The organism is Actinomadura fibrosa, assembly GCF_900659615.1.
Classification (GTDB): Bacteria; Actinomycetota; Actinomycetes; order Streptosporangiales; family Streptosporangiaceae; genus Spirillospora; species Spirillospora fibrosa.
The window spans coordinates 1-7,511 of the sequence record NZ_CAACUY010000350.1; the positions used below are offsets into that span (position 1 = coordinate 1).

Sequence of the window (7,511 nt, forward strand, 5' to 3'; positions counted from 1 at the left end):
AGGAGGCAGAGCCCGGCACGCGGGAAGTGGCGGGCACGGCCGCACGGCTGCTGCCACGGCTGACGGCGCTGGCCGGACGCGGACGGCGGACAAGCCGGCGCCCGCCGGCATGGCCGTCCACCCGGAGCGCGGCCAGGGCATGCCCGCGCAGTCGGCGCGCGAGGGCGCGGAGGCCCTGCCCACCGAGATCACCCGGTCGGAGGAGCGGCTCCAGATCGACACCGAGCGGTTCGAGGCCGGGCGCGTCCACGTCCGCAAGTGGGTCGAGACCGAGACCGTCGAGCGGACGGTCCCCGTCTCGCACGAGGAGATCAGGATCGACCGCGAGCCGATCGTGGGCGGCAAGCCGGTCAGCGGCGTCACCGTGTCCGAGGACGACTACGAGATCATCCTCTACGAGGAGCGGCCGCTCGTGACCAAGGAGACCGTGCCGGTCGAGCACGTCCGGGTCCGCACCGAGAACGTGCAGGACGAGCAGACGATCCGCGACGAGATCCGCGTCGAGCGCGTCGAGGTGACCCGCGACGACGGGACGCGGGGCGACGCCCGCGAGCGGCTCGGCCGCGGCAACCGGACCGGGCCGGACGGGCGCGCCGGAGCGGACGCGCGCGTCGGGCCGGACGGCCGCGTCGGGCCGGACGGGCGCGGGGACCGGCGCGACCAGGGGCGTCCGTCCGGGACCTGATCCGGCCGGGCCCTTCGTGACCGGATGTGGCCGGATGTGGCCACCGGGACGGATGGGGCGCGGGAGGCCGGGCTCCGGGCGCAGCACGGGACCGGGCGGGGCACATGCTGCTCCGCCCGGTCCCGCGGCTTATTTCGCCCCATGATTCAACGTGTGGATTTAGTACCGGTCAAGCCTTCTTCCACGGTTCCGCGAGGCTCGTCCGGCGCAATAGGCAGGTTTCTTGACAGATCCCTCGATGCGGGAGAGGTTGCGGGCGACGTCAGAGCCGGCGCTGGGGTCACGGCCGTCCGGGCGAGCCGTGACCCCTCCTCCGGCGTGCGGTCCGCCGGAACCACCGGGACCGCGCGGCGTCCTCGTTCACGTATCGAGGAGGGACGACTTGCGACACCCCCACAGACGCCCCGTCCGCGGACGCGTTCCCGCCACCCGGATCAGGCAGTCCGCCGGACGCGTGGGCATCGCCCTCGCGATCGCCGCCGCGCTGCCGTCCGCGATCGCGGCCCCGCCCGCGCTCGCCGGCGGGCCGGCCGCGCCGTATCTCAACCCGAGGCTTCCCGTCTCCCAGCGCGTCGCCGACCTGCTCGGCCGGATGACGCTGGAGGAGAAGGTCGGCCAGATGACGCAGGCCGAGCGCGGCGCCATCGACGGCGACCGGTCCCAGATCACCTCCCTCAACCTGGGGTCGGTGCTGTCGGGCGGCGGGTCCGTGCCCGCGGACAACACCCCGGCGGGCTGGGCCGACATGGTCGACGACTACCAGTCGCACGCGCTCGCGACGCGGCTGAAGATCCCGCTGCTGTACGGGGTCGACTCCGTGCACGGCCACAACAACCTCGTCGGCGCCACCGTCTTCCCGCACAACATCGCGATGGGCGCGACCCGCGACCCGGGCCTGGTGAAGCGGGAGGAGCAGATCACGGCCACCGAGACGCGGGCGACCGGACCGCAGTGGGTGTTCGCCGCCTGCGTCTGCGTCACCCGCGACGTCCGGTGGGGCCGGACGTACGAGAGCTTCGGCGAGGACCCGGGCCTGGTCACCTCGATGACGACCGCCATCGAGGGCTTCCAGGGCCGCGGCGGCAGGGACCTCGCCGATCCGAAGCACGTGCTCGCGACCGCCAAGCACTACGCCGGTGACGGCGACACGAGGTTCGGGACGTCCACCAGCGGCACGTACACGATCGACCAGGGCGTGACGATCACCGACCGCCGGACGTTCGCGCGGATCGACCTCGCGCCGTACGTGGCGGCGGTCCGGAAGCGCAACGTCGGCAGCATCATGCCGTCGTTCTCCAGCGTCGACTGGACCGAGGACGGCGTCGGCAACCCGCTGAAGATGAGCGCCCACACCGAGCTGCTGACCGACGTCCTCAAGAAGAAGATCGGCTTCGACGGGTTCCTCATCAGCGACTGGGAGGCCATCCACCAGATCCCCGGCGACTACGCCACGCAGGTCCGCACGTCCGTGAACGCGGGCATGGACATGTTCATGGAGCCCTACAGCGCTCCGCAGTTCGAGCAGACGCTGCTGGCGGAGGTGCGGGCGGGCCGCGTGCCGCAGTCGCGCATCGACGACGCCGTCCGGCGGATCCTCAAGGCCAAGTTCGACCTCGGCCTGTTCGAGCACCCGTACACCGACCGGTCCAACGCGGGGACGATCGGCTCGGCCGCGCACCGCGCGGTGGCCCGCGAGGCCGTCGCGAAGTCGCAGGTGCTGCTGAAGAACTCCGGCGGCGCGCTGCCGCTGAGGAAGTCGCAGAAGATCTACGTCGCGGGCGCGAACGCCGACGACATCGGCAATCAGGCGGGCGGCTGGACCGTCACCTGGCAGGGGAGCTCCGGGAACATCATCCCGGGCACCACGATCCTGAAGGGCATCCAGCAGAACGCCTCGAAGGTCACCTACAGCGCCGACGCCTCGGCCCCGACCGCGGGCAGTGACGTCGGCGTCGTCGTCATCGGCGAGAAGCCGTACGCCGAGGGCGTGGGCGACGTCGGCAACGGCCACACGCTCAACCTGTCCGACGCGGACAAGGCCGCGATCGACAAGGTGTGCGGCGCGATCCGGACGTGCGTCGTGCTGGACGTCGCGGGCCGCCCGCAGATCATCACCGACCAGCTGCCCAAGACGGACGCGTTCGTCATGTCCTGGCTGCCGGGCAGCGAGGGCGCGGGCGTCGCGGACGTCCTGTTCGGCAAGCGGCCCTTCACCGGGAAGCTGCCGGTGAGCTGGCCGCGCAGCGAGGCCCAGGAGCCGGTCAACGTCGGCGACAAGGGCTACGACCCGCTGTTCCCCTACGGCTACGGCCTCCGGACTCGCCGCTAGGAGTACGGGCAGAGCGCCGTCCATCTCTCGGGCCGTGCCCGGAACCCTGGCGTTCCGGGCACGGCCCTCGCGGCGTCCCGGCGGTTTATCCCGATCACCGCTGGCAAGGCTGCGGTGAGGATCGGAGGCGCGGTGGGATCACGGGTGGCGTTCGTGCTCGGCGGCGGCGGGGTGCTCGGCGCGCACGAGGTGGGCATGCTGCGGGCCCTGCGGGAGTGCGGCGTCCGTCCCGACCTGGTCGTCGGGACCTCCATCGGCGCGCTGAACGGCGCGCTCGTCGCCGCCGACCCGGACACCGCCGTCGAGCGGCTCACCGGGCTCTGGTCGGACGAGGCCGTCCGCGGCGTGCTGGGCGCGCCCGTGTGGTCCCGGCTGTGGACGCTCGCCCGCTCGGGCACCCACCTCCACGCGAACGAGCCGCTGCGCCGGACGCTCGACGAGATGCTGAAGGGCGCCGTCTTCGAGGACCTCGCCGTCCCGTTCCAGTGCGTCGCCGCGTGCATCGAGACGGCGATGGCGCACTGGTTCTCCAGCGGGCCGATCACCCCGGCGGTGCTGGCCTCGTCCGCGGCGCCGGGGCTGCTGCCGCCCGTCCGCGTCGGCGACCGGCACTACTTCGACGGGGGGCTCGTGCACAGCATCCCCGTCGGACGCGCGGTCGAGCTGGGCGCCACCACCGTCTACGTGCTGCACGTGGGCCGCATCGAGCGGGCCCTGGCGCCGCCGCGCCGGCCCTGGGAGGTCGGCATGGTCGCGTTCGAGATCGCGCGGCGGCACCGGTTCTTCGAGGAGATGGCCGCGCTCCCGGAGGGGCTGGCGGTGCACGTCCTGCCCGCGGGCGGCGAGTCGCGCAGGCCCGGCGTCGACCTGGCCCAGATGCGGTACCGCGCCACCTCGGGGATCCAGAGCCACATCGAGCGCGCCTACCGGGCGTCGCTGAGATACCTCGAAGAACGGGGGTGAGACGGTGCCGCCCCCCTTCCTGCGCCGCTCCCTCTCCATTCCGCTGCTGTTCGTCCTCGCCCTGCTGGTCGCCGCCGTCTTCCCGGTCGTGTTCGTGCTCACGCTGGCCGGAGGCCGCCGCAGCCGGGTCATGCGCTTCCTGTGGTTCGCGCTGGCGTGGGGCGGGCTGGAGTCGGCCGCGGTCCTCGGGTGCGGGCGGCTGTGGCTCGTCCGGGCCGACCCCGACCGCCACTACGACGTCATCCGCCGGTACGTCGGGGGCCTGTACCGCTCCGCGCAGCGGCGCCTCGGCCTGCGGATCGAGATCGAGGGCGGCTTTGAGGGGGACGCGGGCGGGCCGGAGGGCGGCACCGGTGGGCCCGGCGGCGGCGCGAGCGGGCCCGAGGGCGACCGGCCGCTGATCGTGCTCAGCAGGCACGCCGGCCCCGGCGACGCGCTGCTGCTCGTCCACCACCTGATGAGCGGCTACCGGCGCCGCCCCCGCGTGGTGATGAAGGCGCAGCTCCAGCTCGACCCCTGCATCGACATCGCGGGCAACCGGCTGCCGAACGTGTTCGTGGCGCCCGGCGGCGACAACGTCCCCGGCATCGGACGGCTCGCCCGGGACCTCGGGCCCCGCGACGCCGTCGTGATCTTCCCGGAGGGCGGGAACTTCACGCCCGACCGCCGCCGCCGCGCGATCCGCCGGCTGGTCCGGCTGCGGCGGTGGCGCGAGGCGTCCCGCGCCGCCGGGATGCGCCACCTCATGCCGCCGCGCCCGGGCGGCGTCCTGGCGGCGCTCGACGCGGCCCCGGGCGCCGACGTCGTGTTCGTCGCGCACGTCGGCCTGGAGGACATGACGTCTGTGGGCGAGGTCTGGCGGAGCGTTCCGCTGACTCATACCGTCCGGGCCCGCTGGTGGCGTTTCCCCGCCGAGGACGTGCCGCGCGACCGGGAGGCCCGGATCGACTGGCTCTACACGCGGTGGGAGGAGGCGGACGCCTGGATCGCGTCCCACCGCGCGGAGAGCACGCCGGACCACCGCGCCGATGACCACATCTGATGCTGGATATCCCTTTTGACCCGCGAGCTATCGTCGGGGCATGACAGACGAGGGCAGCGTGCGGGTCGACCTGTGGATCTGGTCGGTGCGCCTGCTGAAGACCCGCTCGATGGCGACCACCGCCTGCCGCGCCGGCCACGTGCGGGTCAACGACGAGCGCGCCAAGCCGGCGACCCCCGTGCGTCCCGGCGACGAGATCCGGCTGCGGCACGACGGCCGGGAGCGGATCGTCGTCGTCCAGCGCGTCGTCCGCAAGCGCGTCGGCGCGCCGGTCGCGCAGGAGTGCCTGATCGACAAGAGCCCGCCGCCCCCGCCGCGCGAGGCCCTGATCCCGATCGGCCGCCGCGACCGCGGTGCGGGCCGGCCCACCAAGCGCGACCGCCGCGAGCTCGACCGGCTCCGCGCCCTCCAGCAGAGCCGGCTGGCGCACGACCTCGCCGAGCCCCCCGCCGGAGACGTGGGAGACGCCTGACCGGCGTCCCCGGTTGGCGCCCGAACCGGCATCGGCCAGGAACCACCATGAGCCGCCGGTAATCGATACAACTTGGGGTCCATTTCGTCAGAAGGGACCCACGGGGTGAAGAAGGCTTACGGGGCGAAGAAGGCACTCGTGGCGGGGGCGGTCGCGATCGCCGGCGCGGTCGGGGCGGGCGTGCTCGCGGCGGCGCCGGCGGAGGCCGCCAGCGCGGTGCAGATCTACCGGGTGTACTTCGACTCGCCCGGCAGCGACAACCGCTCGAACGCGTCGCTGAACGGCGAATGGGTGCAGCTGTTCAACACGTCCAAGACGTCGCGGCAGCTCAAGGGCTACAAGCTGCGGGACAAGACCGGCTACACCTACACGTTCGGGTCGTTCAAGCTCGGCGGGCGCAAGTCCGTGTACGTCCACACGGGCAAGGGGAAGAACGGCTCCACGCACCGGTACTGGGGCCGGGGCTCCTACGTCTGGAACAACACCGGGGACACCGCCTACCTCCGCTACCCGAGCGGCTCGACGGCCGACAAGTGCTCGTGGACGAGCAAGGGCTCCTCGAAGTACTGCTAGCCGGGACCGCGCGAGGCCCGGGTCCGTGTGGGTGCCCGGGCCTCGCGTTCCGCCGCGCCGCTAGACCGGTTTCCGGGCGAGGATCCGGCCGTGGGGAAGCGGCCGCTCGCCGTCCACGGGGGCGCGCGACATCCGGGCCGCCTCGGCGAACCCGGCGTCGTCCAGCAGGGCGGCGAACCGGTCGAGCGGCCAGCGGTACGCGGTCGTGACCTTGTGGTCGAAGGGCAGCACGGACGGCTCGTCCGAGCCGAAGAACCCGATCAGCAGGTGGCCGCCGGGCGCCAGGACGCGGTGCAGCTCGGCGAGCACCTCGGGCAGCCCCTCCGGCGGGGTGTGGATGGTGGAGTACCAGGAGAGGACGCCTCCGACGGAGCCGTCCGCGAGGTCCAGCGCCGTCATGGAGCCCTCGTCGAAGCGCAGGCGCGGGTGCGCCGCGCGGGCCAGCTCGATCATCGCCGGGGACAGGTCGACGCCGAAGGCCGCGCAGCCGAGCGCGGCGAGGTGCGCCGTCAGGTGGCCGGGACCGCAGCCGAGGTCCGCGACCGGCCCGGCCGGACCGGCCAGCTCGGCGAACGCGGCGAGCATCGCCCGGTCCACGGGCGGGTTGCTCTCGACGTTCCCGACGAGCTCGGCGTAGAGGGCGGCGACGGAGTCGTAGGCGGTCCGGGTGGCGGCCAGGTGGGCGGGTGCGGTCATGATCGGCAACGGTATCGGCCGAAGTGTCGACATGTCGGCTTCCCGGGCCGTGCCGGGACGGCTGGGGCGCGAGTGCCGTGAAGGGCGCGAATGGCGTGACGCGCCGCCGGGACTCTCCGCTACGCCCTAGTCTGATGGGGTGGTCCCCACTTTGGGTGTTTCGCCCTCCTCCGTCCGGCTCGGCTGGCTGGACGCGCTGCGCGGATGGGCGGCCCTCGTGGTGGCGCTGCACCACGCCGCCTACCTCTTCTTCCCCGCGATGCGCGTGGTGCTGAACGGCCGGTTCGACCTCGGCACCTACGGCGTCCTCGTGTTCTTCCTGGTCAGCGGCTACATCGTGCCCGCCTCGCTGGAACGGCGGGGCAGCGTGCGCGGCTTCTGGATCAGCCGGTTCTGCCGCATCTACCCGCTGCTCGCCGTGACGTGCCTGCTGGCCGTCCTGCCGTTCCTGCTGGGCGTGCTCGGGCTGCGCGCCGGGCTGGAGGAGTACCACCCGGCGACCGCCGTCCTCGCCCACCTCACGATGCTCCAGGACCTGCTGGCCGTCCCCAACGTCATGAACGTCCTGTGGACGCTCTCGTACGAGATGGCCTTCTACCTGCTCGTCGTCGCGCTGTTCGTGGCCGGCGCGCACCGCCGCTCGGCGCCGGTCGCCGCCGGGCTCGGCGCGGCCGCCGTCCTCGCGGGCGGGACGCTGCCGGTGGCCCTGCTGTCCCGGACGGCGGGTACCGGCTCGTCCGCTGGCGGGGCG

Annotated in this window: 8 protein-coding genes; 7 read left to right on the forward strand and 1 reads right to left on the reverse strand. The window is 73.3% G+C overall.

Annotation, left to right across the window (positions count from 1 at the left end):
* The 6 genes from E1300_RS45695 to E1300_RS45720 all read left to right on the forward strand — a co-directional run.
* Positions 1 to 685, forward strand: a 685-nt coding sequence (locus E1300_RS45695; protein WP_207400357.1) for a YsnF/AvaK domain-containing protein, incomplete at its 5' end; no start/stop codon positions are given.
* 382 nt (positions 686 to 1,067) lie between these two features.
* On the forward strand, positions 1,068 to 3,014 hold the full coding sequence (locus E1300_RS45700) for a glycoside hydrolase family 3 protein (RefSeq protein WP_242619819.1): 1,947 nt from the start codon (positions 1,068 to 1,070) through the stop codon (positions 3,012 to 3,014).
* A gap of 132 nt (positions 3,015 to 3,146) precedes the next feature.
* Positions 3,147 to 3,977 (forward strand): patatin-like phospholipase family protein, encoded by an 831-nt coding sequence (locus E1300_RS45705; protein ID WP_242619820.1) that lies wholly within the window; start codon positions 3,147 to 3,149, stop codon positions 3,975 to 3,977.
* A 4-nt stretch (positions 3,978 to 3,981) separates the two neighbouring features.
* On the forward strand, positions 3,982 to 5,019 hold the full coding sequence (locus E1300_RS45710; RefSeq protein WP_131763521.1) for a 1-acyl-sn-glycerol-3-phosphate acyltransferase: 1,038 nt from the start codon (positions 3,982 to 3,984) through the stop codon (positions 5,017 to 5,019).
* A gap of 40 nt (positions 5,020 to 5,059) precedes the next feature.
* Positions 5,060 to 5,491: an RNA-binding S4 domain-containing protein gene (locus E1300_RS45715; RefSeq protein ID WP_131763522.1), complete on the forward strand. Its 432-nt coding sequence runs from the start codon at positions 5,060 to 5,062 to the stop codon at positions 5,489 to 5,491.
* A 105-nt stretch (positions 5,492 to 5,596) separates the two neighbouring features.
* Positions 5,597 to 6,064: a lamin tail domain-containing protein gene (locus tag E1300_RS45720; RefSeq protein ID WP_242619821.1), complete on the forward strand. Its 468-nt coding sequence runs from the start codon at positions 5,597 to 5,599 to the stop codon at positions 6,062 to 6,064.
* A 60-nt stretch (positions 6,065 to 6,124) separates the two neighbouring features.
* Here E1300_RS45720 and E1300_RS45725 read toward each other — a convergent pair whose 3' ends face one another.
* Positions 6,125 to 6,760, reverse strand: a complete 636-nt coding sequence (locus E1300_RS45725; protein WP_131763523.1) for a class I SAM-dependent methyltransferase — start codon at positions 6,758 to 6,760, stop codon at positions 6,125 to 6,127.
* A gap of 139 nt (positions 6,761 to 6,899) precedes the next feature.
* Here E1300_RS45725 and E1300_RS45730 point away from each other — a divergent pair.
* Positions 6,900 to 7,511 (forward strand): acyltransferase family protein (locus tag E1300_RS45730; protein ID WP_242619822.1); only part of this gene is annotated, 612 nt, incomplete at its 3' end.

What these genes read in the sequence shown, in the direction of transcription:
- E1300_RS45715 (WP_131763522.1), top strand. Translation starts at nt 5,060, where the DNA reads ATGACAGACGAGGGCAGCGTGCGGGTCGACCTGTGGATCTGGTCGGTG.
- E1300_RS45725 (WP_131763523.1), bottom strand. Translation starts at nt 6,760, where the DNA reads ATGACCGCACCCGCCCACCTGGCCGCCACCCGGACCGCCTACGACTCC.